The sequence below is a fragment of the Streptomyces sp. SAI-170 genome (assembly GCF_049739565.1).
Classification (GTDB): Bacteria; Actinomycetota; Actinomycetes; order Streptomycetales; family Streptomycetaceae; genus Streptomyces.
In genome coordinates this window covers 2,254,920-2,280,349 of record NZ_JBMGQD010000001.1, presented here as the reverse complement: position 1 = coordinate 2,280,349, position 25,430 = coordinate 2,254,920, and the positions used below count along the sequence as shown (strand labels likewise).

Here is a 25,430-nt window from a genome sequence, read left to right as displayed (position 1 = left end):
GTCGGCCGTGACTGGCTCGACCCCACCTCGGAAGCGCCGCTTCTCCTTCGGGAAAGCGGACCCCGGGCCGTCCGACGGCCCGTACGGCGTGCGTGACGACGAGCGGGGCTCATCCATGGCGGGACCGGTTCCGGAAGAACCGGCTCCCACGGACAGGGCTGTCCCCGAAGGGGGCACCACTGTCCCGGAAACGGACCTGGCGGTCCCGGAACCAACACCTACGGGAACGGTTCTGCCGGGACAGGTCCACCGTGGATCGGCCTCGCTCGAAGCGGCCGGTGATCCGACCGGCCTCCCGGCACCGGCGCAGACTCCCGCGCCCGCCGCTCGGCGGCGGAGCGCGGTCGTCCGTGAGCGTGCCCGGGAACTGGCCAGGGAAGGCGCCCGAAGGGGCGGCAGCCGGGCCAGGGCCGGGCTGGCGTACATCGCCGACCGGATCATCGACAACGCGCCCAGAATCCCCGTACGCGACCTCGCCACGCTGCGCCGGCAGTTCCCGGGCCTCGGGCCCGAGCAGCTCGCCGACAAGCTGGTGGCGGGCGCGGCCAACGCGTCCGCGACGGTCGGTGCGGGCGTCGGCGCGGCGGCCATGCTGCCCGTGCCGCCCGCGATGCCGGCGGAGCTGGCCGCGGAGATCACCGGGGTCGCGGCGATCGAGCTCAAGCTGATCGCCGAGCTCCACGAGATCTACGGCGTACGACCGCCGGGCACCCTCATGGAGCGGAGCACCGCCTACCTGCGCTCATGGTCGGGCGAGCGAGGCGTCGACGTACTGAGACCGACGTCGGTGAACACCGCCCTCGGCGGTCATATGAAGCGCGAGCTGCGCCAGCAGATCATGAAGCGCATGGTGCGCGATCTGCCGAACCTGATGCCGTTCATGGTGGGCGCCGCCGTCGGTGCGGTCATGAACCGCCGTGACACCAAGAAACTCGCCGCCCGCATCCGGGCGGACCTGCGCAAGCTCCAGGTGCCCTGGGACGCCCTGCCCGAACTGCCCGCACTGGAACAGCCGGCGAAGCCGCTCGAGATCGGCGACATCTCCAGAGAGCTGGGCGGCCACTGAGCTCTAGGAGGCCGTGGCCCTTGCCGTGCGGATCGCCTCGGCCAGTCGGTCCGGCTCACGCGTCGACAGGTACAGGTACGGCGTCGGGTCGGCCGGGTCGGTGACCTCGACCTTCAGTGCCGTAGGGATGTAGGCGCGCAGGAGCAGGAAGGCGCGGGTGTCGGCCTTGTAGGTGCGCCAGGCGCGCGCCTCCTCGGGGTCCAGGACCTCCGTCTCGCCCAGCGCCGTCACCGGGAGCCTCGCCTCGCCCGCGATCAGCGAGCCGTTGACCACGCGGATGCGCACCGAGCCGTAGGAGCTGGCCACGACCGCCGCGGCGGCGGTGCCGCCGGCCAGGCCGCCGAGCATCGGCAGCGTGCCGAACGGCAGCAGGATCAGGGCCAGCGAGACGCCGACCAGAAAGCTGACCAGCCACCACGAGCGGGGGGCCGTGAGGCGTTCTTCGTACGGGGTGGCGGAGAGCTGCATGAAACCAAGCTTGGCACGGTGTCCTGACCACACCGACGCGCGGGTAAGGTCTGCGCCTGTGAGTGGTACTTCCGCAAGCCTTCAGCCGCCGGCCGACGCGGTGCGGCCCGTACGGCACCCCGACGCGCCCGCGCCCGGGGAACTCCTCGGCGCCCACTACGGCCAGTGTTTCGGCTGTGGCGGTGAGCAGCCGCACGGGCTGCATCTGGCGGCCCGGGCCGGTGACGGCGTCAGCATCACGGCCGAGTTCACCGTGCAGAGTGCCCACCAGGGCGCCCCGGGCCTCGCGCACGGCGGTGTCCTCGCGACGGCCCTGGACGAGACGCTGGGCTCGCTGAACTGGCTGCTGCGCACGATCGCGGTGACCGGGCGTCTGGAGACCGACTTCCGGCGGCCGGTGCCGGTGGGCACCACGCTGTACCTGGAGGCCGAGGTCACGGCCGTCGCGGGCCGGAAGATCTACTCCACCGCCACGGGACGGATCGGCGGCCCGGACGGGCCGGTCGCGGTCCGCGCGGACGCCCTGTTCATCGAGGTGAAGGTCGACCACTTCATCGACAACGGCCGCCCGGAGGAGATCCAGGCCGCCATGAGCGACCCGGACCAGATCCGGCGGGCCCGTGCCTTCGAGGTGAACCCGTGAGCCGTGAGCCGCTGGAGGTACTCATCCGGCGCGTCGATCCGGACGTACCGCTTCCGGCGTACGAGCACCCCGGGGACGCGGGTGCGGACCTGCGGACCACGCAGGCGTGCGAGCTGCAGCCCGGTGAGCGGACGGTGTTGCCCACCGGGGTGTCCATCGCGCTCCCGGAGGGGTACGCGGCCTTCGTGCACCCCCGTTCCGGGCTCGCCGCCCGGTGCGGTGTCGCCCTGGTGAATGCCCCGGGGACGGTTGATGCCGGGTACCGTGGGGAGATCAAGGTGATCGTGGTGAATCTCGACCCGCGCGAGTCCGTGCGGTTCGAGCGCTTCGACCGGATTGCCCAACTGGTCGTCCAGCAGGTCGAGAAGGTCCGCTTCCAGGAGGTGGCGGAACTTCCCGGCTCGGCGCGGGCCGAGGGGGGCTTCGGGTCCACCGGCGGCCATGCCGCCGTGGGCGGCGAGAGCGGCACAACAAGCGGCACAAGCGGTCAGGCCGCCGAAGGCGGCACGACGGGTGGGAATCGATACGCTTCGGTCGTATCCGACCGGGAAGGACAGTGACGTGTTCGGACGTCGCAAGAAGAGGGATGCCGCCGATGGCGCGGCCGGCGAGGCCGAGCAGGTCGTCGACAGCGTCGACAGTGAGGCGTACGACAGCGCCGACGACGCCGGTCGCGAGCGCGTGAGGCTGGAGCCCGAGCCGCGCCCCGACGGGCCGTGGGACAGCACCGAGGTCCGCGAGCCCGGCGAGGGCCGGGTGGACCTGGGCGGCCTCTTCGTGCCCGGGGTCGACGGCATGGAGCTGCGGGTCGAGGTCGCGGGCGACGCGATCGTCGCGGCGACGGTCGTGCTGCGCGACAGCGCCATCCAGCTGCAGGCCTTCGCCGCCCCCAAGCGCGAGGGCATCTGGGGCGAGGTGCGCGAGGAGATCGGCGCCGGCATCACCCAGCAGGGCGGCATCATCGACGAGGTCGAGGGCCCCCTCGGCTGGGAGCTGCGCGCGCAGGTGCCGGTCCAGCTGCCGGACGGCACGGGCGGCTTCCAGGTCGTGCGGTTCGTCGGTGTGGACGGCCCGCGCTGGTTCCTGCGCGGTGTGATCTCCGGCCAGGGCGCGGTGCAGCCGCAGGCGGCCGGGCTGCTGGAGCAGATCTTCCGTGACACGGTCGTGGTGCGCGGTGAGGGCCCGATGGCGCCCCGCGACCCGATCGTCCTGAAGCTGCCGAACGACGCGCAGATGGTCCCCGAGGGTGTCCAGCAGCAGGAGGAGGGCTCGCGCTTCTCCGGCGGCATGGGCCAGCTGCAGCGCGGCCCGGAGATCACCGAGGTCCGCTGAGTCCCGTACGTCCGCTGAGTCCCGTACGACGAAGGGCCGCACCCCATCGCGGGTGCGGCCCTTTCGCATGCCCGACCCCTTGACGGGCTATTGGTCTGTACCTATGGTCTCCGGCCAACGCCTGTGTTCATAAAGGCGCTCCGCGTTCACATACAAGAACGGAGTCGCTATGCGTCGCACCCCACTGCTCGCCGTGGTGGCCTCACTGCTCCTCGGAGCCTTCACGGCACCCGCCGCCCGGTCCGCCCCCACCACCTTCACGCACCCCGGCGTCACCGTCTCCCGGAGCCAGCTCGACTTCGCCCGCAGCAAGGTCCTCGCCGGCGCCCAGCCCTGGAAGGGCGCCTTCGACCAGATGATGGCGAGCAGGTACGCCGACCAGAACCGCGTCCCCAAGCCGCGCGCCGTCGTCGAGTGCGGCTCGTACTCGAACCCCAACTACGGCTGCACCGACGAGCGCGAGGACGCGATCGCCGCGTACACCAACGCGCTCGCCTGGTACATCACCCGCGAGCCGCGCTACGCCCAGAAGGCCGTCCAGCTCATGGACGCCTGGTCCGCCGTCCTCCAGGACCACACCAACAGCAACGCGCCCCTGCAGACCGGCTGGGCGGGCTCCTCCTGGCCGAAGGCCGCCGAGATCATCAAGCACACCTACACCGGAGGCTGGGCGAACTCCGGCCGGTTCGCGACCATGCTGCGGAACGTCTACCTGCCCGAGATCATCAACGGCTCGAACTCCAACGGGAACTGGGAGCTGTCGATGATGGAGGCCGCCGTCGGCATCTCGGTCTTCCTGGAGGACAAGGCGTCGTACGACAAGGCCATGCAGAAGTTCCGCACCCGCACCGCCGCCTACGTCTACCTCGCCTCCGACGGCGAACTGCCGAAGACCGTGCCCAGCCAGAACCTCGACACCCGCGACAAGATCGTCAAGTACTGGCAGGGCCAGACCACCTTCGTCACCGGCCTCACCCAGGAGACCTGCCGCGACCTCACCCACACCGGGTACGGCATCTCCGCCATCTCGCACGTCGCCGAGACCAGCCGGATCCAGGGCCAGGACCTGTACGGCACCGACGTGGGCGAGCGGTTGCGGCACGCGCTCGGGTTCCAGGCGAAGTACGAACTCGGCACGGCCGTCCCCAGCTGGCTCTGCGGCGGCAGCCTGCACCTCGGGCTCGGCCCGGTCACCGAGGTCGGCCACAACGCCCTGCACAACCGGCTCGGCATCGCCATGACCAACACCCAGGCACTGACGGAACGCAACCGTCCGGCGGGCAGCAACAACCTCTTCGTCGCCTGGGAGACCCTCACCCACGGCGACAACCCGAACTGAAACCGTTGATCGGCCGGGCGCCGGTCCGTGATACTGGCGCCCGGCCCACGGGGGAGGCACAGCATGAGGCAGGTCGTCACCGAGACCATGGTGCGCGTCACCGACGTCCACAAGACCTACGGCACCGGCGCCGCCGCCGTCCACGCCCTGCGCGGCGTCTCCTTCGAGCTGCGCCCCGGCGAGCTGGTCGCCCTCAAGGGCCGCTCGGGCTCGGGCAAGACGACCCTGCTCAACATCGTCGGCGGGCTCGACACCCCCGACCGGGGCAGCATCGTGGTCGACGGGCACGAGCTGTCCGGGCTCGGCGAGCAGGGGCTGCTGGAGCTGCGCCGCGACCGCATCGGCTTCGTCTTCCAGTCCTTCGGGCTCATCCCCATCCTCACCGCCGCCGAGAACGTCGGCGTACCGCTGCGGCTGCGCCGGGCCGAGGTGCGCGAGCGCGAGGAACGCGTCGAGCTGCTCCTCGCCCTGGTGGGGCTCGGCGACCACGCCGCCCAGCGGCCCGGCGAGCTCTCCGGCGGCCAGCAGCAGCGCGTGGCCATCGCCCGAGCCCTCGCCAACAGCCCCGCCCTGCTCATCGCCGACGAGCCGACCGCCCAGCTCGACGTGGAGACCGGGCACGCCGTGATGGAGCTGCTGAGGGCCGTAGTGCGCAGCGAGAAGGTCACCGCGCTGGTCGCCACCCATGACACGACCCTCCTGGACCTGGCCGACCGGGTGCTGGAGCTGAGCGACGGCGAGATCAGCGAAGCCTGAGGGCCGCAGAGCCAGGGGGTACTGGCGTGTCGGTGGGGACCGGTAGGCTTTTGGCATGAGTGCTGTTCCTCGATCCGACAAGCCGGTGGGCCGGTTCCGGCGCATGCTCGACCGGCTCTCCTCGTCGCAGGAGGACCTGGAGTCCGAGGAGCTGCGAGAGGACGCCGAGACCACGGGCTGCACCCGCATCGGCGACTGTCACGACCGCGAGGTCGTCACCGTTACTGGTACCTTGCGCACCGTCACCCTGCGCCCGCGCGCGGGCGTGCCCGCCCTGGAGGCCGAGCTGTTCGACGGCTCCGCCGCCCTGGACGTGGTGTGGCTGGGCCGGCGCTCCATAGTCGGGATAGAGCCGGGACGCAGACTCATCGCGTCCGGCCGGGTCTCGATGAGCCGGGGCCGCCGGGTGCTGTTCAACCCGAAATACGAACTGAGACCGCTCGGACGGGAGTAGCCGGTGACGTCACTCGACAAGCCGACCCAGGACGCCCAGCAGGACGCCCACGATGCGAGGGCGGTGACGGAGGCCGCGCTCTTCGAGGCGTTCGGCGGCGTGCGCGGCATGGTCGAGACGGTGGTGCCCGGCCTCCTCTTCGTCACGATCTACACGATCAATAAGGACCTGCACATGTCCGCGATCGCCGCACTCGCGGTGTCGCTGGTCCTGGTCGTGGTCCGCCTCGTGACGAAGGACACCGTCAAGCACGCCTTCAGCGGTGTCTTCGGCGTGGCCTTCGGTGTCGTCTTCGCGATGATGACCGGAAACGCCAAGGACTTCTACCTGCCCGGCATGCTCTACACGCTGGGCCTGGCGCTGGCGTACATCGTCACGACCCTGTGCGGGGTCCCGCTGATCGGCCTGATCCTCGGCCCGGTCTTCAAGGAGAACCTCTCCTGGCGCACCCGCAACCCCGGCCGCAAGAAGGCCTACGCCAAGGCCAGCTGGGCCTGGGGTCTGATCCTGCTCGCCAAGTGCGCGATCCTCTTCCCGCTGTACTGGTGGGCCGACACCACCCAGCTCGGCTGGGTCCTGGTCGCCCTGAAGATCCCGCCGTTCCTGCTCGCCGTCTATCTGACCTGGGTGTTCCTGGCGAAGGCGCCCGCGCCGATCGACGTGTTCGCCGAGATGGAGGCCGCGGAGAAGGCCGAGCAGGCCGAGAAGGAGCGCGAGGCCGCCGGCCGCTCCGCCGAGTAGGCCCCGACCGCCTCACGGAAAGGGCGCCCCCGCCGTGCGGCAGGGGCGCCCTTCGTCGTCGTACGAGAACTCACTCGGCGGTGTCGTCGCGGCGCACCGACAGCAGGTCCTCCAGCTGCTCCTCGCGGGCCTGCGCGGCCACGAAGAGGAGTTCGTCGCCGGCCTCGAGGGAGTCGTCCTTGGACGGCGTCAGCACGCGCGTGCCGCGGATGATCGTGACCAGGGACGTGTCCTGCGGCCACTCCACATCGCCGACCTGGGTGCCGGCCAGGGCCGACTCCTCCGGCAGGGTCAGCTCCACGAGGTTGGCGTCGCCGTGGCTGAAGCGCAGCAGCCGGACCAGGTCGCCGACGCTCACCGCCTCCTCCACCAGGGCCGACATCAGGCGCGGGGTGGAGACGGCCACGTCCACGCCCCAGGACTCGTTGAACAGCCACTCGTTCTTGGGGTTGTTGACGCGGGCGACCACGCGCGGAACGCCGTACTCCGTCTTGGCGAGGAGCGAGACGACCAGGTTGACCTTGTCGTCGCCGGTCGCGGCGATGACGACGTTGCAGCGCTGCAGCGCGGCCTCGTCCAGGGAGGTGATCTCGCAGGCGTCGGCCAGCAGCCACTCGGCCTGCGGGACGCGCTCGACGGAGATGGCGGTGGGGGCCTTGTCGATCAGCAGGACCTCGTGGCCGTTCTCCAGCAGTTCACCGGCGATCGACCGGCCGACCGCGCCGGCACCGGCAATGGCGACCCTCATCAGTGACCGCCCTCCTTCGGACCCTCGGAGAACGCCGCCTCGACCTTCTCGACCTCGTCGGTGCGCATCATCACGTGCACCAGGTCGCCCTCCTGCAGAACCGTCTGCGAGGTGGGCAGCATCGCCTCGCCGAGGCGGGTCAGGAACGCCACGCGCACGCCCGTCTCCTCCTGCAGCCGGCTGATCTTGTGGCCGACCCAGGCGGCGGAGGCGTGCACCTCGGCGAGCTGCACGCCGCCGGTGGCGTCGCGCCACAGGGCCTCCGAGCCGGAGGGCAGCAGCCGGCGCAGCATCTGGTCCGCCGTCCAGCGGACCGTGGCGACGGTCGGGATGCCCAGGCGCTGGTAGACCTCGGCGCGGCGGGGGTCGTAGATGCGGGCCGCGACGTTCTCGATGCCGAACATCTCGCGGGCCACGCGTGCGGCGATGATGTTGGAGTTGTCGCCGCTGGAGACCGCGGCGAAGGCGCCCGCCTCCTCGATGCCGGCCTCGCGCAGGGTGTCCTGGTCGAAGCCGACGCCGGTGACGCGGCGGCCACCGAAGGAGGAGCCGAGGCGGCGGAAGGCGGTGGGGTCCTGGTCGATCACGGCGACCGTGTGCCCCTGTTGCTCCAGGGTCTGGGCGAGAGCGGACCCCACTCTGCCGCAGCCCATGATGACGATGTGCACGACCGTCCTTCCGGTGTCAAAGGTCGTTGACTTGGCTGAAACGCTCAAAACAGGGTCTCAGACCGGCGACCAAGCTACACACGCACGGTCGGCCGACGGCACCCCCGTGCACGGTCCGACCCGCTCAGCGGCGGCTGATACTGCGCACACTGGCGAGGGTCAGGACGGTCAGGGCGACGAGCGCGGCGCTGGCGCCGATGAGTTCTGCGGCGGTGGCCATAAGGGGCTCCGAAGTGGGTGTACGGGCTGTCGCAGCCGGCGGACGGGGCGTGGTGGACGGGTTTGTCATATAGACATGAAGACGCCTCGGGCGCGGTTGCGCCTTGCTGGTCCGGTGGCCGAATTTCACTCGTGAGGCACAAGACGGTGGGCCGGTGGGCGGTCTGCTGTTCGAGCCCTTACGATGTTCTGTTGTGTCCAAACTGACCGACGTGCCCAAACGGATTCTGATCGGGCGCGCTCTGCGCAGCGACCGGCTCGGAGAAACGCTCCTGCCGAAGCGCATCGCCCTACCCGTCTTCGCCTCCGACCCGCTGTCCTCCGTGGCGTACGCGCCCGGCGAGGTGCTGCTGGTCCTGTCCATCGCGGGCGTGTCGGCCTACCACTTCAGCCCCTGGATCGCCGTCGCGGTCGTCGTGCTGATGTTCACGGTGGTCGCCTCCTACCGGCAGAACGTGCACGCCTACCCCAGCGGCGGCGGCGACTACGAGGTGGCCAACACCAACCTCGGCCCCAAGGCGGGGCTCACCGTCGCCAGCGCCCTGCTCGTCGACTACGTCCTGACCGTCGCCGTCTCCATCTCGTCCGGCATCGAGAACCTGGGCTCCGCGGTCCCGTTCGTCGTCGAGCACAAGGTGCTCTGCGCGATCGGCGTGATCGTGCTGCTGACGCTGATGAACCTGCGGGGCGTGAAGGAGTCCGGCGCGCTCTTCGCGATCCCGACGTACGTCTTCGTCGCGGGCGTCTTCATCATGATCGCCTGGGGTGCCTTCCGCGGGCTGGTCCTGGACGACACCCTGCGGGCGCCCACCGCGGGCTTCGAGATCGAGGCCGAACACCAGGGCCTGGCCGGCTTCGCCCTGGTCTTCCTGCTGCTGCGCGCCTTCTCCTCCGGCTGTGCCGCGCTCACCGGTGTGGAGGCCATCTCCAACGGCGTCCCGGCCTTCCGCAAGCCCAAGTCGAAGAACGCCGCGACCACGCTGGCCCTGATGGGTCTGCTCGCCGTCACCATGTTCTGCGGGATCATCGCCCTCGCGATGGTGTCCGAGGTCCGGATGGCCGAGAACCCCGCCAAGGACCTGCTGGACGGCGGCGTACCGGTCGGCGCGGACTACATCCAGCACCCGGTGATCTCCCAGGTCGCCGAGGCCGTCTTCGGCAAGGGCAGCTTCCTGTTCATCGTGCTGGCCGCCGCCACCGCGCTGGTGCTGTTCCTCGCCGCCAACACCGCCTACAACGGCTTCCCGGTCCTCGGCTCGATCCTCGCCCAGGACCGCTATCTGCCGCGCCAGCTGCACACCCGCGGCGACCGCCTCGCCTTCTCCAACGGCATCGTGCTCCTGGCCGGCGCGGCCACGCTGCTGGTGTGGATCTACGGCGCCGACTCCACGCGGCTGATCCAGCTGTACATCGTCGGTGTGTTCGTGTCCTTCACCCTCAGCCAGATCGGCATGGTCCGGCACTGGAACCGCCACCTGGCCGAGGAGCGCGACGTCGCCAAGCGCCGCCACATGGTCCGCTCCCGGGCGATCAACACCTTCGGCGCGTTCTTCACCGGCCTGGTGCTGGTCGTCGTCCTGATCACCAAGTTCACCCACGGCGCCTGGGTCGCCCTGCTGGGCATGGTGATCTTCTACGTCACCATGACCGCGATCCGCCGCCACTACGACCGGGTCGCCTCCGAGATCGCCGCCCCCGAGGGCCCCAGCGACGACAGCGTGCGGCCCTCCCGGGTCCACTCGGTGGTGCTGATCTCCAAGATCCACCGCCCGACCCTGCGCGCCCTCGCCTACGCCAAACTGATGCGCTCCGACACCCTGGAGGCGCTCACCGTCAACGTCGACCCGCCCGAGACGAAGGCACTGCGCGACGAGTGGGAGCGGCGCGGCATCGACGTACCGCTGAAGGTCCTCGACTCGCCCTACCGCGAGGTCACCCGGCCGGTCATCGAGTACGTCAAGAGCCTGCGCCGGGAATCGCCGCGCGACGCGGTGTCCGTGATCATCCCCGAGTACGTCGTCGGCCACTGGTACGAGCACCTGCTGCACAACCAGAGCGCCCTGCGCCTGAAGGGCCGGCTGCTGTTCACCCCCGGCATCATGGTCACCTCCGTCCCGTACCAGCTCCAGTCCTCCGAGGCCGCCAAGAAGCGCGCCCGCAAGCGGTCGGAGTGGAACGCGCCGGGTTCGGTGCGCCGGGGCCCCGCGCAGGAGCGGGAGAAGGAGCCGAGCGGCAAGGAGTGAGACGGGCCCTCCGCGCCCCTTCCTCGGCGGGCGGAGGCCCGCACCGGACGACGTAGACTGGTGGGCTGTTGTCCCGCGAGCGCGGGCTGTCGCCGTCCCGCGACAGGGGGCCGCGGCCCTGTCACCCCTACCTTTCCCTGATCTGGAGTCACCCGCCATGCAGGCAGAACCGAAGAAGTCGCTGGTGGGCGAGGAGTACGAGGTCGAGGTCGGCCCGGTCGCCCACGGCGGCCACTGCATCGCCCGCACCTCCGAGGGGCAGGTGCTGTTCGTCCGGCACACCCTGCCCGGCGAGCGGGTGCTGGCGCGGGTGACCGAGGGCGAGGAGGGCGACCGCTTCCTGCGGGCCGACGCCGTCGAGGTGCTGTCGGCGTCCAAGGACCGGGTCGAGGCGCCCTGCCCGTACGCCGGCCCCGGCCGCTGTGGCGGCTGCGACTGGCAGCACGCCAAGCCGGGCGCCCAGCGGCGCTTCAAGGGCGAGGTCATCGCCGAGCAGCTCAAGCGGCTCGCGGGCCTGACCCCGGAGGAGGCCGGCTGGGACGGCACGGTGATGCCGGCCGAGGGCGACAAGCTGCCCGCGGGGCAGGTGCCGCAGTGGCGCACGCGCGTGCAGTACGCGGTGGACGCCGAGGGCCACGCCGGACTGCGCCGCCACCGCTCGCACGAGGTCGAGCGCATCGAGCACTGCATGATCGCCGCGGAGGGCGTCAGCGAGCTCGGCATCGAGCAGCGCGACTGGACCGGCATGGAGTCGGTCGAGGCCATCGCGGCGACGGGCAGCCAGGACCGCCAGGTCATCCTGACCCCGCGCCCGGGCGCGCGCCTGCCGCTGGTCGAGCTGGACAAGCCGGTCTCGGTGATGCGGGTCGAGGAGAAGGACGGCGGCGTCCACCGCGTCCACGGCCGCCCCTTCGTCCGCGAGCGCGCGGACGGCCGTACCCACAGGGTCGGCAGCGGCGGCTTCTGGCAGGTCCACCCGAAGGCGGCCGACACCCTGGTGACCGCGGTCATGCAGGGCCTGCTCCCGCGCAAGGGCGACATGTGCCTGGACCTCTACTGCGGCGTGGGCCTGTTCGCAGGCGCCCTCGCCGACCGCATCGGCGACAAGGGCGCGGTCCTCGGCATCGAGTCCGGCAAGCGCGCGGTCGAGGACGCCCGCCACAACCTCGCCGACTTCCCCCGCGTCCGCGTCGAACAGGGCAAGGTCGACGCCGTCCTGCCCCGCACCGGCATCACCGACGTCGACCTCATCGTCCTCGACCCGCCGCGTGCCGGCGCGGGCCGCAAGACGGTGGCCCAGCTCGCCGCGCTGGGCGCCCGGCGCATCGCCTATGTCGCGTGCGATCCGGCTGCGTTGGCGCGGGACATCGCCTACTTCCGGGAGGGTGGGTACCGGGTGCGGACGCTGCGGGCGTTCGATCTTTTCCCGATGACCCACCACGTCGAGTGCGTCGCGATCCTGGAGCCCGCCAAGTAAGGGCTCAGCCCCCGAACTCCGCCATCCAGGCCTCCACCTCGTCGGCGGAGCGCGGCAGCCCCGCCGAGAGGTTCTCGTGGCCCGAGTCGGTGACGAGGAGGTCGTCCTCGATGCGGACGCCGATGCCGCGCCAGGACTCCGGCACGGTGAGGTCGTCGGGCTGGAAGTAGAGGCCGGGTTCGACGGTGAGGACCATGCCGGGTTGCAGGACGCCGTCGACGTAGTCCTCGTTGCGGGCGTGGGCGCAGTCGTGGACGTCGAGGCCGAGCATGTGGCCGGTGCCGGCCATGGTGAAGCGGCGCTGGAGGCCGAGGTCGTAGGCGCGGTCGGCGGGGCCCTCGATGAAGCCCCAGTCGACGAGGCGGGCCGTGAGGGAGCGTTGGGCCGCCTCGTGGAAGTCCCGGTAGTGGGCGCCCGGCTTCACCGCGGACATGCCGGCTTCCTGGGCCTCGTGGACCGCGTCGTAGACCTGGCGCTGGACCGGGGTGAAGGTGCCGTCGATCGGGAGCGTGCGGGTGACGTCCGCGGTGTAGAGGGTGTGGGTCTCGACGCCGGCGTCCAGGAGCAGGAGGTCGCCGGGGCGGACCGGGCCGTCGTTGGACGTCCAGTGCATGATCGTGGCGTGGTCGCCCGCGGCGCAGATCGTGCCGTAGCCGACGGAGTTGCCCTCCAGGCGCGCCCGGCGGAAGAAGGTGCCCTCGATCCAGCGCTCGGACGAGGCGATGGCGCGGGAGAGTTCGCCGACGACGTCGGTGAAGCCGCGGACCGTGGAGTCGACGGCCTTGCGCAGCTCGCCGACCTCCCACTCGTCCTTCACCAGGCGGAGCTCGCTCAGGGCCTCTTCCAGTGCGTCGTCTCGCTCCTCGTCCGTGGTGACGGCGGCCTCCAGCGTCGCGTCGACGCCGCGCACGATCCGGGTCGGCACCCCGGGGGCGGCCGCGAGGTCGGCCGCCGCGGTGCGGACGTCGCGGCAGGCCAGGCCGAGCACCCGCTCGGACTCGGCGAGGGACCGGCGCCGGCCCATCCACAGCTCGGCGGTGTAGCCGAGCCAGAACTCGTCGGAGTCGCGGCTGTCGCGCGGCAGTTGGTAGCAGTAGGCGTCGTGGCCGCCGTCCGCGCGGGGTTCGAGGACGAGGGCGCCGTCCCGGGCCTGGTCGCCGGTCATGTGGACATAGCCGGAGTACGGGCGGAAGGGGTAGGTGTCGTCGTTCGAGCGGACCTTGAGGTTGCCCGAGGGGATCACCAGACGTTCGCCGGGGAAGCGCGCGGACAGGGCGGCGCGGCGGCGGGCCGCGTACGGGGCCTGCTCGTCGAGCTTCAGGTCGTGCCGCTCGGTGTCGGCCCAGCCGGTGCGCATCAGGGCGGACAACTCGTCGGAGACACCTGCGTACAGACCGTTCTTACGGCGCTTGGCCACGAGGTTCCCTCCCGTTCGTGGGGTGCGTGTGCGAGGGACCGTAGCCCGCCGGATGCGCGGGGGGTGCCAGGAAGTGCCAGTGGCACGGATCGGCCATCCGGTCGGTCGCGGGCCGTCGATAATGCGGCGTATGACGAACGCGAAACTCCGGCAGGCCCTGCGCTTCCTCGGGGTCGACGAGGCCGCCGGCCGCGTCTACCTCGCCCTGCTGGAGGTGGCGCCCGCCCCGCTCGGCGCGGTCGGCGCCGCGGCCGGGCTGGGGGACGAGGAGCTCGCCGCCGCGTACGGGCAGCTCGTCGACGCCGGGCTGGCCAGCGCCGCCGACGAGGCCGGGGACGTGGTGGCTCCGGTGCCGCCGGCCGCCGGCCTGGAGATCCTCGCCCGGCACCGGGCGGCCGAGGTCGAGGAGTCGCGGATCGCCGTCGGGGGCGCGTTCGAGTCGTTCCGGCGGCATCGGCTGGCGGCGTACAACGACGACCTCGTCGAGGTCGTCACCGGGGACGCCATCGGTGCGCGGATGCGGCACGCCTGGGCGAGCGCCCGCGAACAGATCCGGCAGTTCGAGTCGCCGCCGTACGTCGCCGTCCCAGGGGCGCGTGACGACGCTCTCGCGACGCTCGCCCGCGGGATCACCCAGCGGGTCGTGTACTCCCGGGCCTCGCTGGAGCACCCCGGGCATCTGAAGGACGTCATCGAACCGTGCATCGAGGCCGGCGAGCAGGCCAGGGTGCTGCCGTCGGTGCCGGTCAAGCTGCTGATCATCGACGAGGCGTACGCGCTCGTCTCGCTGTCGATCACCGAGGCGGACGTGGTCAACACCCTGCTGGTGGTGCAGCCCTGCGGTCTGCTGTCCGCGCTCGTGGCGCTCTTCGAGCAGTCCTGGCAGAACGCGCTGCCGCTGCACGGCGGCACCGCCCGGCCGGGCGGACTCGCGCCGGCCGACCGCCGTCTGCTGCGGCTCCTCGCGGGCGGGGCGAGCGACGAGGCCATCGCCCGGGAGCTGGGGGTCAGCCGCCGCACCCTGTTCCGGCGCCTGCAGATCCTGATGGCACGGCTGGGCGCCGCGAACCGCTTCCAGCTGGCGTTGCAGGCCGAGCGGGCCGGGTGGCTGTGAGCGGGGTTCGACCTCAGGTGAACGGGGCCGCACTCCTCCGCGGTGTCGTCATCCGCTGTCCTTCGTCGTGGCCGCCTCTGTCGGCACCGTCACTCCCAGATGGCGCCGGAAGGCCTCCCGGCCCCGGTCCGTGAGGCGTACGACGCGGGCGCCCTCGGCCGGTACCAGCCAGGACTCGGTCAGGGCGTGGGCGTAGAGGTCCGCCGCGAGCGCGCCCGCGAGGTGGAGGCGCTGTTCGGTCCAGTCCAGACAGGTGCGCAGATGAGGGGCCGGGGTCAGGCCCAGGGCGGTGAGCCGGGCCGTGCCGGACGGGGTGAGCGTGGGGCCGTACTCCCAGTCCAGAAAGCCCTGTTCGGTCATCGCGTCGGTGAGGGACACCGCCAGCGAGCCGCCCAGGTGGTCGTAGCAGACGCGGGCGAAGGACATCCCGCGGTGGCGGCGGGCCGCCGTGAGGGAGCGGATCGCGACCCGGTGCCGTGGGGCCCGGGCCGCGAGGGCCTCGATCATCTCGGCGATCCCGGGGCCGGCCAGCCGGACATGGCGGTGCCTGCCCCGGCGTTCCTCGGTCAGCAGGCCGCCGGCCACCAGGCGGTTGAGGTGGGAGGTCGCCGTGGAGGGCGCGACACCGGCCAGCCGCGCCAGTTCCGTCGCCGTCCAGACCCGGCCGTCCAGCAGCGCGAGACAGAACGCGGCCCGCGTGCGGTCGGCCAGCAACGCCGCGAGGGACGCGAGATCCGGCTCCACGGAGAAGGCGTCGGTGTCGGTCACCGCACCATTGTCGGCGGCCGACGCTTCGAGGCGCGTCGAAGGGTTGCCCGACGGAGGCGGCAAGGCCGCTCCGAGCCTTCGGCCGGGGTTGTCCGACGGAGGCGGCAAGGCCGCTCCGACACTTCGGCCGGGGTCGCCCGACGTAGACGGCCTGGCCGCTCCGACACTTCGGCCGGCGTCGAAACGTCCCGCTCCTAGCCTGCCGTGCATGACGAACGACACCCACCGGGTCATCAACCCGAGCATCCTCTACTTCGGCACCCCCGTGGTGCTGCTGAGCACCGAGAACGAGGACGGCAGCTGCAACCTCGCGCCGATCTCCTCCGCGTGGGCGCTGGGGCGTCACATCGTGCTCGGGCTGGGCAGTGACAGCCACACCGCGCACAACCTCGCCCGGCGGCCCGAGTTGGTGATCAGTGTGGCCTCGCCGGAGCTGTGGGAGCGGGTGGAGCGGCTCGGTCCGCTGACGGGGGCGAGTCCGGTGCCAAAGGCCAAGCGGGCGGTGTACCGGTACGAGCCCGACAAGTTCGGGGCCGCCGGGTTCACCCCCGTGCCCTCCGACCTCGTGACACCGCCCCGGGTCGGCGAGTGCGGGTTGCAGCTGGAGGCGCGGGTGCGGGCGATGAACCCCGGCGGGGACGGGGCGTTCTTCGGCGTCGAGTGCGAGGTGCTGCGCGTCCACGCCGACGAACGTGTCGTGGTGCCCGGCACCCAGCACATCGACCCCGCCCGCTGGAGTCCCCTCATCTACAACTTCCGTCACTACCACGGCCTCACCCCCGAGCTCGGCCACGGCTTCCGCTCGGAGACGGCCGCCCTCACCCGTCCGGGCCCGATATCGGCGGACCGGGTACCAAGTGCCGTAACTCCCCTATAATCCAGGTCCATTGGACAGGGGGACGCATGGCGCACGTGGTGATGTGTCACGGCATCGGATACCAGTACAAGCACCGGGAGACAGCCTTCACGGACTGGTACGACGCCCTGCGCATGTCGATGACCGACGCCGCGCTCCCCGTCCCCGCGCCCGAGCAGGTCTCCGCCGTGTTCTACGGCAACTGCTACCGGGGGCTGAAGCCCGGCAAGAGTGTCGCCGTCGCCGAGGACGAGCTCGCGGACATCCCCAACTTCAGGAGCGGGGACGTGCGGGACCCCTTCGAGGCCGCGCTGCTGGAGGCGTTCGCGGAGGGCACCGAGGAGCCCGTGACGGGCGGCAAGGGCCTGGCGCAGGCCGCGTTGCGCCGGCTGGAGCGGTCCGAGCGGCTCGGGCGGCCGCCGGAGAAGGTGGTGATCTGGCTGGTCCGCCAGGTCCGCCGCTATCTGGACCCCGACGACACCGTCCGTGCCTGCGCACAGCAGCGGTTCGAGCGGGTCGTCACCCCGGACACCCGGGTCGTGGTGGCCCACTCCCTCGGCTCCGTCGTCGCCTACGAGGCTCTGTGCGCCCACCCCGAGTGGAACATCGACACCTTCGTCACCCTGGGCTCCCCCCTCGGCCTCGGCGTGATCCGCGACCGCCTCCGGTCGCCCGCCGACAAGGCCTGGCCGCATGTGCGCAGCTGGGTCAACATCGCGGCCGAGGAGGACCCGGTCGCGCTGGTGAAGAAGCTGGGCCCGCTCTTCGACGAGCGCGTCGACGACAGGCCCGTCGTCAACCTGCCCCGCCGCCACCCCGGCCGCTACGTCCTCGGCGGTCACTCCGTCACCCGTTACCTCACCACGGCCGACCTGGCCGAGGCCGTCGGCGCGGCCCTGCTCGCCGGGGAGCGGTGACGGCGGCGGCCCTGGGCGCGGAGGCCCTGGAAGCGGGGCCCCTGGGCGCGGAGGGCCTGGGAGCGGAGGGCCTCCTCCGGGCCGGCCGGGTCGCGCTCGTCTCGGGGACCAGCACCTTCGGCGAGGGCCTGGAACGCCTGCCCTCGGTGCCCGACGAACTGCGGCTGATGAAGGCCGTCCTGGCCGAGTCCGCCGACTGCGTCATCCACACCGACTCACGGCTCGACCCGGACGCGGCGCATGTGGTCGAGAGCTTCGAGCGCGCGCTCGAGGGCGACGGAAACCCGCCCGACCTGCTGATCTTCTACTACTCCGGGCACGCCCTCGACGACGGCAAGGGCAACCTGTACATCGCCGCGCACGGGAGCGACAGGGACCGGCTCACCAGCATGTTCCGCCCGGACCACCTGGTCGACATCCTGCTCGCCAAGGACTGGCCACGGCCCCGCGAGGTCGTGATCATGCTGGACAGCTGCTGGGCCGGACTGTCCGTGTCCGGGTTCAAGCAGCAGCAGGGCGAGCTGGAGAAACAGGGCCACGAGATGCCGGTCCTCACCGCCTTCGGCTCCGTCGACCGGGTGCAGGAGGCCCAGCAGCTGCACTTCGTGGAGTCCTTCGCGCACGCCGTGCGCACCGCCCCGGCACAGCCGGACGAAGAGTTCATCTCCATGCAGATGCTGTTCGACCAGCTCAACGCCCGTATGCGGAAGCTGCGCACACAGGGCGAGCCGCCCCGGCCGCAGTTCCTGCCGCCGACCGGCGACACTCAGGCCTTCCCCAACCCCTGGTACATGCAGTACGTGATCCGCCGGCCGCGCGAGGCCAAGGACGGCAGCGGCTGGGCCTTCTGCGGCCGGGCCGCCGCGACGGACGCGGTGATCTCCCATCTGACCGGCGACAAGGCCGCCCACTGCCTGGCGGTGACCGGCGGCGCCGGCTCCGGCAAGTCCATGCTGCTGGACTGGATCCACACCGCCGCCCAGGGCGACCCCCTGCCCACCGGACCCGACGCGCCCCCGGCCGCCCCGCCCGCGAGCCTCGGCAAGCTCTTCGACGTGCGCGGGCGGTCCGTCGCCGTGGCCGTGTCCCGCGTGGCGGCCGCGTACGGCATGGTCAACCGCGGCGACGCGCAGGCCCTCGTCGAGGCGTTACGGGAGCGGTCCGGACCCCTCACGATCTGCTTCGACTCCGTCGACGCCTGCGCCGAACCCGACCGCCTGTACGCCGAACTGATCGCGCCGATCGCCGAACTCGACCACGCCCGGGTCGTCTTCGCCTCCAGCGAGCTGCCCCAGGGGTTCACCGGCCCTCAGGTCGACCTCGACAGCGAGGAGTACGTCGACCCGGACGGCATCGCCGAGTTCGTCACCCACGTCCTGCGCCGACGCAAAGGGACCAAGTGGGCCTACGCCGACCAGGGCCGGACCGCCGAGTTCGCGCGCGACACGGCCCAGGCGGCCGGTCACTCCTGGCTCCGGGCGTACCTTTTGGCCGTGTTCCACAGCTCCCAGGATCCGGCCACCGCGCGCGTCGACGCCGAGCGGACCACTGCAGGGATCTTCCTGGGACAGCTCCGCACCCTCAACGATGAGGGCGACACCCAGTGGGCGGCCGACCTGCTGCTGCCGGTGGCACTGGCCCAGGGGGAGGGCCTGCCCGCCGACGGCCGGCTGTGGACCGCCGTCGTACGGGCGGGCGGCCGGCCGGTGACACAGGCCGACCTCACCCTCGTACAGGAGAAGGCCTCGGAATACCTCGCTGCTCCGGAGGGCGGCATGTACGGACACGGCTGGAGGTTCGCGCGTCCCCCGTACGCCCGGTACCTGGCTGAGTCTGTCGACGAGCAGGAGGCGCACGCCCGGTTCGTCGATGCGATGACCGCGTTACTTCCCGTCCGCTCCTCGGGCGCCCTGGACTGGGCGGCCGCCGACCGCTACACCCGTGAGCACTTCGCCCACCACGCACGGCTGGCCGGCCGGCTCACGGACTTCCTGGACGACCCGGAGTTCCTGCTCATGATGAACTCCGAGGCGCTCCACAGGGCGTTGACCGTCCTGCACGACAAGGACGGGCTCGCCCGGCTGCGGACCCTGTGCGCCGCGCTCGCCGACTCCGACCGCACCGACGGACACACCCTGTCCCGGATGGCCCTGCTCGCCCAGGTGCACCGGCTGCCCGAACTCGCCCGCCGCGCGAGCCAGTCCGCCGTCGGCTGGCAGCCCACCCTCATCGGCCGCGAGCCGGCCGTCGACGTCTTCTGCCTGCCCGACGGGCGCGAACTCCTCGTCGACGTCGAGGGCACCGCGCACCGCACCCGGGGCCGCGGCGACCACCCCGCCTGGGACGAGGTCGCCCTGCCCCGCCGCACCGCCCAGGTGACCGCCCAGACCCTCGCCGACGCCGGCGGTGAACCGGCCCTGTTCGCCGGGCAGATCGACGGCACGGCCTGGATGCAGATCCTCGACGACCCCGCGCGCGGCCAGGTCTTCGAGGACCCCGACCTCAGGTGCCGGATCGTCGGCTGCGCCCAGACGGAGGCCGGCCTGCTCATCGCCGGCACGGACGGCTGGTTCTGGCGCCACAACCGGAAGAACAGCACGGTCGTACGCCCCCGCGGACTGCGTTTCGGCGGTGCCGCGGCCGCCGTACGGCACGACGGCACGGCCATGGTCGCCGCCCGCACCGCGCGGGACGTCACCGTCTGGGGCGCCGACGGCGCCTACCGGCACCACTTCGAACTGGACCAGAAGGCGCGCGGTGTCACCGCGATCGCCGCCGACGCCGACGGCGTCTACACCGGTGCGGGCGACGGCTCCGTGTACCGCACCGACTGGGACGACCCCGAGCGGCGGACCTGGATCACCACGCACGACAGCCCGGTCACCGAGCTGCGGGTGTGCCGCGGCGCCGACGGCCCCCTGCTGATCAGCGCGGGACAGCGCGGCGACATCCGGCTGACCTCGCTGGGACCCCGAAGGACCACCGCCTACTACCTCGAACTCGGGCTCGACGTCAGCTCCGTGGACGTCGACACCCGGGGCCGGATCGTCGTGGGCAGCACCGCGGGCGTCATTCGCATCGCCCGCTGAACAGCAACGGCGCGTCCGACGAGGGGCACGCCGGACGAGGAGGACACCGTGAGCGTTGCCGAGGCCGCCGGACCGGGCGTCGCGCGGGGGGACGCCCCGCTGGGCTACGAACTGCGCATGGCCTCGCACGCGCTGGCCAGCGCCCTCAGGGGCATACCGGCCGACGCCGGGCGGGTCGAACAACTGCTGCGCACCGTCATCGACCTCGGTAACCGCACCCTGCGCTCCGGCGGCCGGCTGCCCGCCCGCCCCTTCGCCTACTTCGGCGGCGGGCCGCCGGTCGGCGCGGGCGCCCTGCTCGCCGAGTACGCCGACCCCGGCAGCACCCCGTACACCGATCTGGTGGCTCGTCTGAACGAGCTGAACGAGGGGCTGCTCGTCGAGCTGGACCAGCTCGTCACCCACGGCGAGGCCGCCGACCGGGCGAGCATCCCCGCCCAGCGCACGGCCGCCTGGCCGGGCGAGGTGCCGGTGCTGCTGGAGCCGGTCGACGACTGGTACATCGTCGCCCGCGCCGGCGTCGCCTTCCGCGACCGCACCACCGTCGCCACCCCGGGCGCCGACCGCGCCGTGCGGGCGGCCTGGACCGCGCTGCCCGCCGCCGTCGCCGGCGAGGTGGAGCGCGGCCTGGAGATGGCCTGCCGGCTCGTCTCCGACATCGGCCGGCTCCAGCCCCCGGCCGTCGACGCGTTCATCGACGTCCGGGGCGCGCAGAGCCCCACCGTGGTCGCCCCGCGCGCCTGCGCCGCCGCCGTGGCACTGACCTACCTCGCCGGACAGGGCGGCCTGGACACCCCGGGCGAGCGCGGTGTGCTGGTGCTGGCCGGCTGCGCCGACGACGGCAGCTGGACACCGTACGCCGAAGGCGGGCGTGTGCTGCCGGACACCGGCGAGGACGGGCTGGACTGTCTGTGGCGCGACGCCGAGGGCTGGCGGCTGCGCACCGGCACCGAGACCCGCTCCGACCCCGACCCGGGTCTTGAGGGCGCCGCCCGGCTGCTGTGGGGCGAGCGCTGGCAGGACACCCGCAGGAAGTGGGCGCGCGAGACCCTGGAGACCTTCGAGTGGCGCCTGCTGCACTCCACGGCCGGCGCCGCCGAGGAGGGCCCCGACTCCTGGATGCACGAGGGCGGCGACCGGCTCGTCGAACTGCGCCAGGCCGGCGTCCTCGCCCACCGCTTCCTCCAGCTGCCCACCTCCCGCGTCATCCAGTCCGGCACCCGCAACAGCGGCAAGAGCGTGTGCGCCCGCCAGCTCGTCGGCAAGCTGGAGAAGGCCGGCTGGCAGACCGTCGCCATCGCCCCGCAGCGCCGTCATCTGCCCACCGACGGCAGCCTGCCCACCATCGTGCGGGCCGCGCTCATCGCCGCCCAGGCCGAGGGCGTCGGCCGGCCCCGGCTCGTCGTCCTGGAGGACCTGCACGCCCTCGTCGACGGCAACATCGGCGCGGCACTGGAGTCGCTCGGCGAACTGAAGGTCGCCGTGCTGGCCGTCACCCGGTACGTCGACGGCGCCGTCAGCGCCTGGGACACCCATGGCGTGATGGCGTACATGACGCCCGTGGTGCCCGAGGAGATCCCGCGGATCGCGGCCCGGCTCGTCGCCGACCACCCCGACGTGTACCGCACCACCGACGAGGCCGCGCTCTCCCTCGCGGTGGAGGGCAGCGCGGGCGACCTCGGCGTGCTCACCGACCTGCTGCGCGACGGCGTCACCGCCACCCCGGCCGGGGACACCGGGCGCCGCGAGGCCGCCTCCCGGCTGGTGCGCGAACTGGCCGAGCGGGCCTGCGCCGGCCTCGACGCCGCCGCCCGCACCGCCGTCGGCCGGCTCGCCGCCGTCTCGATGCTCGACGAGGGCGTGCCCGTCGCCCTGCTCGACGCCGTCCCCGAGGCCACCCGCACCGCGCTCGGCGTCGTGGTGCACGAGCAACTGGCCCGCATCCCCAGCGGCGTACGCGCCGAAGCCGTCCTGGAGCGCACCTCGGCCGACGGCGGTGAGGACCTGCTCACCTGCCTGGAGCGGTACCTGCTGGACATGCTCGCCGCGAGCGACCACGAACGCGTCCGCGCCCTGCTCGCCAACTGCGACGCCTACCAGCCCGAACTCATCGCCCAGCTCCTCGACCGCACGAGCCTGCGCCGGGCCGTCACCTCCTGGGCCGCCACCGCCCATCCGCCGACCGCGCTGCGCCTGCTGCGGCTGTGCGGCAAACACAGCGAGTCCGCCTGGATCGCCGACGCCCTCCCGCCCGTGCTCAGCGAGCTGCCCGGGACCCCCGAGCTGCGGGTGCGCGATCTGACGACCGCGCTGAAGACGCTGTGGGACCGCCAGTACCAGCTCCCCGCCACCGCCGTCGCCGACCTGATCGCCTGGATCGGCAAGCCGGACGGCGGCCTGGACATCGTCCTGGCCCGGCCCTCCATGCTGCGCGAGCGCTCCCGGTTCGTCCGCGCCCTGCTGCAGCTCTCCGGCAACAGCACCACCCCCGTCACGGACGTCTGCGGCTGGCTGGAGGCGCGCGCCGACGCTGTCGTCCGCGGGGCCGACCCGCGCCGGGCCGAGGACCTCATCGCCATCCGGCGCATGGACGACGTCATCCACCGCTGGGCCCGCGAGGCCCGCGGCGCCGACGCCGGCCGCGACGGGCTGCGCCCGCTGGAGCGCTCCACCAGCCCGCTCCTGGAACAGCACCCCACCCGTGACACCCCGCTGCCCGCCGTCCTCGCCTGGATCTCCCTCGTCGTGCACTTCGACGGCACCGCCCGCTGGGATCCGCTCATCAAGCAGTACGAGCAGCAGATCCGCGCCGCGCTGCACCACGCGGACGCGATCCAGATCAGCACCGCCCTCGCCGACCTGGCCCGCAACAACCGCGGCCTGACCAACCGGCTGCTGAACAACCTCCAGCTCGGGCGGGCCCTGGCCACGATCCTGAAGAAGTCCACGCCCGCCGAGGCGGCGATCCTCATCCGCACCGTGCGCAACATCCACGGCGCGACCATCAAGTCCCTGCTCTACCGCGAGTCCCCGCAGGGCAGCCCCGTCGCCGACGTCCAGCTCGCCCGGGACCTCGCCGTCTCCATCCGCCGGCTGAAGGACGGCCGCGGCGCGGGCATGCTGCTCAGCAGCGTCAGCCGCGCCGACGACCTCTACTGCGACACCCGCGACGGCTTCGGCCCCGTCCTGGCGAAGGAACTCGGCGCGGACTTCGCCCGGGACCTGATGGCCGAGGAGCGCCGGCCCGCCGTCATCTACCACTTCCTCAAGGGCCTGTGGGAGGCCGGCGCGGAGTACCGCACCGAGCTGGAGGAGCAGGCGCTGAATCTGGTCGTCAGCAGCATCCAGGCCCAGCGGGGCGCCGCCCGGCCCTGGGGGCCGCAGCTGGCGATGCTGCTGATCGAGGACGACTACTTCGGCCAGCGGTTCCTGATGAAGCTCGCCGAACGCCTCGACACCGGGCTGCTCGTCCAGCGCATGCAGAACCCGTCCCTCGACCCGCAGAGCATGGTCCACACCCATCGCCTCGGGCTCGCCCTCAACCCGCGCATCGGCGAGGAGTTCGCCAAGAAGGTCGACGTGGACCGCGCGGTGCGCAGCCCTGTGCAGTGGAGCGCGGGGGACGTGGCCCAGAAGCTCCAGGTGATGGCGACGACCCTGCGGGCGGGCGGCTTCGTCGACGCCACCCGCACGGTGCTGCGGAACTTCAGCGACGAGCACCCGGACTGGGACTGGGCGACCAAGCTGCGCGAGCAGCGCCGGGTCGGCGCCTTCACCACCGCGCTGAGCCAGCTGCGCAAGTTCGACCCCTCCGAGGCCGCGACCGCCGCCAACACCCTCATCACCCCGCAGGGCGATCAGCCCTCCCACATCACCGACCTGCTGCTGCGCAGCGTGATCCATCCGCCGCTCACCAACGACCTGCTGTCCACCGTCGAACGCTGCCAGCGCGGACTCGGCAAGGCCGAGCTGGCCGCCCTGCGCGACGCCCGCGAGGCCCGCTGGCAGGTGTTCACCGAGATCTTCAAGTTCGAGCAGGACCCGATCACCCAGGGCGTCGTCGGCCGGGGCCTGGCGCGGCTGGGCATGGTGCCGGCCAGCGAGCCGAAGAACTGGATGCGCACGCTGGTCCTCGACCGGTGGGCCTCCACGCTGTACATGCTGGCCAGTCCGCGCGGCATCACGGAGGTGCTCACCCTCGCCTACATCTGGGAGCGGCAGTGGGGCGAGCAGCTCGCCGAGACCGTCGACGGCAACCGGCTGCTGAAGCGGCTCGGGCTGCGCATGCGGCCCGACCTGCGGGAACTGCCCAACCTGGTGACGGCACTGTGGCTGACCGGTCGCCGTGACCTCGTCGACGACATCGTGCGCGACCTGCGCGGGGTGCGGGCCGAGTGGGTCGCGGAGAGCATGGGCCTGCAGCAGGCGCCCCGCATGCTCAAGTCCCTGCGCCACGCCGAGCAGCCCACGGACTTCTTCCTGCCGGGCGTGGGACACGTCCTGGAGCGCACGCTGGCCCGGCCGCGGGTCGTCGACGCCGAGGAGCACTGGAGCCAGATCGGCTGGGCGGCGCAGGCGCTGGCCGACTGCGACGGACGGCAGTACGTGCCCGACGCGCGACCCGGCCTGGAGCCCAACGCCGTCGCCTACCCGGCGGCGGTGGCCTGGGGCGCGTCTTGGCTGGCGAGCGGCGACTGGGCCGCCGAGACGGTCGGGGCGGCGCTGGACGTCTTCGAGCGCGACGGGTACGCGCAGTGGCAACCGAGGGAGGCCTGCATGGCGCTGATCGCTGCCGCTCGGGCCGGCCGGGTCCCGGTGGAGGGGCCGTTGGCCGAGCACTGGCAGATGGCCACCGACGGAGGTGCCGAGCTGCTGACGCTGCTGCTGCGGGAGGCGGACCGGGTGCCGTCCATCGCGGACCACTTCCGGCGGGCCGACATCTCCCGGCGTATGCGCGCTCTGTCCGGCGCGCCCGGCGTCAACATCATGCCGTGCCATCCGGAGCTGGCGGCGTCGGTGGCCCGGCTGTGCCCGAGGACGGCGACGCCGGGGGCGATGGCGGGGGACCTGGGGTATTAGGGGGCGCCGCCTAGTCGCCGTGGGGGGGGCTGCTGT

The 25,430-nt window shown here is 72.3% G+C and carries 20 protein-coding genes; 15 read left to right on the top strand and 5 right to left on the bottom strand.

What is annotated here, in order from left to right; genetic code table 11:
• The first annotated feature begins 7 nt into the window (after positions 1-7).
• Entirely contained in the window at positions 8-1,066 is a 1,059-nt protein-coding gene (locus tag RKD23_RS10060; protein WP_424853379.1) for a hypothetical protein, read from the top strand.
• 3 nt (positions 1,067-1,069) lie between these two features.
• Here RKD23_RS10060 and RKD23_RS10055 read toward each other — a convergent pair whose 3' ends face one another.
• Positions 1,070-1,534 carry a DUF3093 domain-containing protein gene (locus tag RKD23_RS10055; protein ID WP_424853378.1) on the bottom strand — a complete coding sequence of 155 codons (465 nt, stop codon included), beginning with the start codon at positions 1,532-1,534 and terminating at the stop codon, positions 1,070-1,072.
• Positions 1,535-1,592: 58 nt separating this feature from the next.
• Here RKD23_RS10055 and RKD23_RS10050 point away from each other — a divergent pair, with 58 nt between their 5' ends.
• From RKD23_RS10050 to RKD23_RS10020, 7 genes are all read left to right on the top strand, one after another.
• Positions 1,593-2,177: a PaaI family thioesterase gene (locus tag RKD23_RS10050; RefSeq protein WP_424853377.1), complete on the top strand. Its 585-nt coding sequence runs from the start codon at positions 1,593-1,595 to the stop codon at positions 2,175-2,177.
• Complete coding sequence (gene dut, locus RKD23_RS10045; RefSeq protein WP_424853376.1) at positions 2,174-2,737, top strand: dUTP diphosphatase; 564 nt, start codon at positions 2,174-2,176, stop codon at positions 2,735-2,737. Before RKD23_RS10050 ends, dut begins: the two co-directional genes overlap by 4 nt.
• A 1-nt stretch (position 2,738) precedes the next feature.
• Positions 2,739-3,509 carry a DUF3710 domain-containing protein gene (locus tag RKD23_RS10040; RefSeq protein WP_404033423.1) on the top strand — a complete coding sequence of 257 codons (771 nt, stop codon included), beginning with the start codon at positions 2,739-2,741 and terminating at the stop codon, positions 3,507-3,509.
• Positions 3,510-3,678: 169 nt separating this feature from the next.
• Positions 3,679-4,848 carry an alginate lyase family protein gene (locus RKD23_RS10035; protein WP_424853375.1) on the top strand — a complete coding sequence of 390 codons (1,170 nt, stop codon included), beginning with the start codon at positions 3,679-3,681 and terminating at the stop codon, positions 4,846-4,848.
• A gap of 63 nt (positions 4,849-4,911) precedes the next feature.
• Positions 4,912-5,604 (top strand): ABC transporter ATP-binding protein, encoded by a 693-nt coding sequence (locus RKD23_RS10030; RefSeq protein WP_424853374.1) that lies wholly within the window; start codon positions 4,912-4,914, stop codon positions 5,602-5,604.
• Between the two features lie 55 nt (positions 5,605-5,659).
• Positions 5,660-6,058 carry an OB-fold nucleic acid binding domain-containing protein gene (locus RKD23_RS10025; protein ID WP_399650716.1) on the top strand — a complete coding sequence of 133 codons (399 nt, stop codon included), beginning with the start codon at positions 5,660-5,662 and terminating at the stop codon, positions 6,056-6,058.
• A gap of 3 nt (positions 6,059-6,061) precedes the next feature.
• Positions 6,062-6,799 carry a DUF3159 domain-containing protein gene (locus RKD23_RS10020; RefSeq protein ID WP_424853373.1) on the top strand — a complete coding sequence of 246 codons (738 nt, stop codon included), beginning with the start codon at positions 6,062-6,064 and terminating at the stop codon, positions 6,797-6,799.
• Positions 6,800-6,869: 70 nt separating this feature from the next.
• On the opposite strand, the gene RKD23_RS10015 is transcribed toward RKD23_RS10020, so the two are convergent.
• Both RKD23_RS10015 and RKD23_RS10010 read right to left on the bottom strand, forming a co-directional pair.
• Positions 6,870-7,547 carry a potassium channel family protein gene (locus RKD23_RS10015; protein WP_404033415.1) on the bottom strand — a complete coding sequence of 226 codons (678 nt, stop codon included), beginning with the start codon at positions 7,545-7,547 and terminating at the stop codon, positions 6,870-6,872.
• A complete protein-coding gene (locus RKD23_RS10010; protein WP_404033413.1) occupies positions 7,547-8,215 on the bottom strand; it encodes a potassium channel family protein in 669 nt (222 codons plus the stop codon). Before RKD23_RS10010 ends, RKD23_RS10015 begins: the two co-directional genes overlap by 1 nt.
• A gap of 413 nt (positions 8,216-8,628) precedes the next feature.
• Here RKD23_RS10010 and RKD23_RS10005 point away from each other — a divergent pair, with 413 nt between their 5' ends.
• Positions 8,629-10,677, top strand: a complete 2,049-nt coding sequence (locus RKD23_RS10005) for an APC family permease (RefSeq protein WP_424853372.1) — start codon at positions 8,629-8,631, stop codon at positions 10,675-10,677.
• Positions 10,678-10,834: 157 nt separating this feature from the next.
• Entirely contained in the window at positions 10,835-12,154 is a 1,320-nt protein-coding gene (locus tag RKD23_RS10000; RefSeq protein ID WP_424853371.1) for a class I SAM-dependent RNA methyltransferase, read from the top strand.
• A gap of 4 nt (positions 12,155-12,158) precedes the next feature.
• Here the strand turns inward: RKD23_RS10000 and RKD23_RS09995 are convergent, their stop codons facing one another.
• Entirely contained in the window at positions 12,159-13,571 is a 1,413-nt protein-coding gene (locus tag RKD23_RS09995; RefSeq protein ID WP_424853370.1) for an aminopeptidase P family protein, read from the bottom strand.
• A gap of 130 nt (positions 13,572-13,701) precedes the next feature.
• On the opposite strand from RKD23_RS09995, the gene RKD23_RS09990 reads away from it, so the two are divergent.
• The gene (locus RKD23_RS09990; RefSeq protein ID WP_424853369.1) at positions 13,702-14,685 is read left to right on the top strand and encodes a helix-turn-helix transcriptional regulator; all 984 of its coding nucleotides are present in this window, start codon (positions 13,702-13,704) and stop codon (positions 14,683-14,685) included.
• Between the two features lie 48 nt (positions 14,686-14,733).
• Here RKD23_RS09990 and RKD23_RS09985 read toward each other — a convergent pair whose 3' ends face one another.
• Positions 14,734-15,453 carry an ArsR/SmtB family transcription factor gene (locus RKD23_RS09985; protein WP_424853368.1) on the bottom strand — a complete coding sequence of 240 codons (720 nt, stop codon included), beginning with the start codon at positions 15,451-15,453 and terminating at the stop codon, positions 14,734-14,736.
• 208 nt (positions 15,454-15,661) lie between these two features.
• Between RKD23_RS09985 and RKD23_RS09980 the strand changes: the two genes are divergently transcribed.
• Genes RKD23_RS09980 through RKD23_RS09965 form a run of 4 tightly spaced genes read left to right on the top strand, consistent with a single transcriptional unit; the run spans position 15,662 to position 25,394 of the window.
• Positions 15,662-16,330 carry a flavin reductase family protein gene (locus RKD23_RS09980; RefSeq protein ID WP_424853367.1) on the top strand — a complete coding sequence of 223 codons (669 nt, stop codon included), beginning with the start codon at positions 15,662-15,664 and terminating at the stop codon, positions 16,328-16,330.
• Positions 16,331-16,356: 26 nt separating this feature from the next.
• Positions 16,357-17,226: a hypothetical protein gene (locus tag RKD23_RS09975; RefSeq protein ID WP_424853366.1), complete on the top strand. Its 870-nt coding sequence runs from the start codon at positions 16,357-16,359 to the stop codon at positions 17,224-17,226.
• Positions 17,223-20,315 carry a caspase family protein gene (locus RKD23_RS09970; RefSeq protein WP_424853365.1) on the top strand — a complete coding sequence of 1,031 codons (3,093 nt, stop codon included), beginning with the start codon at positions 17,223-17,225 and terminating at the stop codon, positions 20,313-20,315. The genes RKD23_RS09975 and RKD23_RS09970 overlap by 4 nt, the downstream gene beginning before the upstream one ends.
• A gap of 48 nt (positions 20,316-20,363) precedes the next feature.
• Positions 20,364-25,394 carry a hypothetical protein gene (locus RKD23_RS09965; protein ID WP_424853364.1) on the top strand — a complete coding sequence of 1,677 codons (5,031 nt, stop codon included), beginning with the start codon at positions 20,364-20,366 and terminating at the stop codon, positions 25,392-25,394.
• Positions 25,395-25,430 lie beyond the last annotated feature (36 nt).